At 53.2% G+C, this 1,601-nt stretch carries 2 protein-coding genes and 1 pseudogene; 1 reads left to right on the top strand and 2 read right to left on the bottom strand.

The window, feature by feature from the left end; translation table 11 throughout:
- Together AC1Q6J_RS23135 and AC1Q6J_RS23130 are read right to left on the bottom strand one after the other, a co-directional pair.
- Positions 1–206 (bottom strand): anti-sigma factor family protein (locus AC1Q6J_RS23135; protein ID WP_492281479.1); only part of this gene is annotated, 206 nt, incomplete at its 3' end.
- Entirely contained in the window at positions 167–952 is a 786-nt protein-coding gene (locus AC1Q6J_RS23130) for a sigma-70 family RNA polymerase sigma factor (RefSeq protein ID WP_492281478.1), read from the bottom strand. The genes AC1Q6J_RS23135 and AC1Q6J_RS23130, both read right to left, overlap by 40 nt.
- 266 nt (positions 953–1,218) lie before the next feature.
- Between AC1Q6J_RS23130 and AC1Q6J_RS23125 the strand changes: the two are divergent.
- Positions 1,219–1,601 (top strand): annotated as a pseudogene (locus AC1Q6J_RS23125) (MBL fold metallo-hydrolase); the annotation flags it as partial.

Genomic DNA, 1,601 nt, shown 5'->3' with positions numbered 1-1,601 from the left:
GAGACGATTTTTTTCTGCGCCTGAAACGCCGCCAACTGGTCAACGCAATGTGAACAGGTTGCGAGATGTTTCTCGAGCTGCAACGAGTGAGCAGCATCCAGTTCGCCATCGATAAACCCGTGAAGAATCAGCTGCCACCCTGTGCATTGGTCTTGGACGGATGAGCTCACGTTTGCTTCTCCTGGTCCTGCATTTCCAGACGCCATGCGGTCTCGAATTGCCTCCTCGCGCGGGCAACGCGAGACATCACGGTGCCTATCGGTACCGCCGCAATTTCCGCAATCTGCCGATACGAGAGCCCTTCGAGTTCGCGCAAAACCAGCATTTCGCGTAAAGACCGTGGCATCCTATTAAGAACGACGCGGACAGTGTCCGATTCCACTCGACGCAACAGAGTTGTTTCCGGATTATCCTCGTCCGAAGGTGCGTCATCAACTGCGAGTTCTTCAGAACCATCGTGGTGATGAACATCGACTTCTATACGCGACTTTCGCCGACGATCGATCAGCCAGTTATGGTAGCAGTTGCGTACAATCGTAAATATCCAGGCACGGGCATCTCCTCCCTGGTATCTGGCGAAACCTCGATAGGCCCGGAGAAACGCTTCCTGAACAATGTCCTGGGCAGCATCAGCATCTCGACTTAGGAATCGCGCGAAATTATAGGCGGCGTCGAGCTGAGGTACGATACTACGTTGAAATTGGATAAGCGTGTCATTCGCGCTCATCGATTTGCTTCTTGCAAAAATTTCGGAGCGGTCCGTCGTCAAAGTTACTGGAGGGGATTCCGCGGTTTGGCTATTGATCGTTAATGCCGCGGTGTCGGTCGTAGGCCTGAAAGTCCTCTTTTTACGGGAAATCAGTTCCAGCACACGCTCGATTGCCGCCCCCAAGAGAGGTCGAGGCATGGTGTGGCCAATGACTATTGCCAAATTCATAACGTGTGTACCCACTGTGTCATCTGGATGATTGCCTCACCGACGATCAGGAGAGCCCTCAGGTAGAGTAGACCGCAGCCCAGCCCGGTTTATTCCCAATGTAGTCAGAAAATCTTGTCGCGGATCAGGCGGTTGACAGGCTTTGTCCCACTTTTCTTCCTTGCAGTAAAAATATTCGACTGGTCGAGAATAAATCCCGAGTGGTGGAGGTCTCCTTGGTTGGACGCAATGTTCGATCCGCGCTGTGCGCTCCGCGTCCAATCAGAGTTAGGAGAATGTCTATGTTGGATCTGTCTCGCCGGCGTCTATTAGCATCTGCTGCCGTGGCGACGGCCTTTGGGCTGAACAAGAAGTTAGCTCTCATTAGCTCGGCTCACGCGGAAACATCGCTTGAGCCAACTGTAGGCTTCTCTAAATATAAGGTTGGTTCTATTGAAGTCACTGCCATCTATGACGGCATCTGGCGCAAACCGCACGACCCTGCCTTTATCAAGAATGCCTCGATCGACGAGACCAAGGGTGCGTTGGCCAAGGCCGGCTTGACCACGGAATTCATGCCAATCCCGCTAACGGTTGTGGTGCTGAAGGTCGGCGATCGGCTCATCATGGTCGATTCGGGTTCTGGTGTCGGACAGTGGCAAGCCAATGCAACCAATTTGCCGGC

It is taken from the genome of Afipia sp. MLSD5-FHT05B12 (genome assembly GCF_058793355.1).
This window is presented reverse-complemented; position numbering and strand designations above follow the sequence as displayed.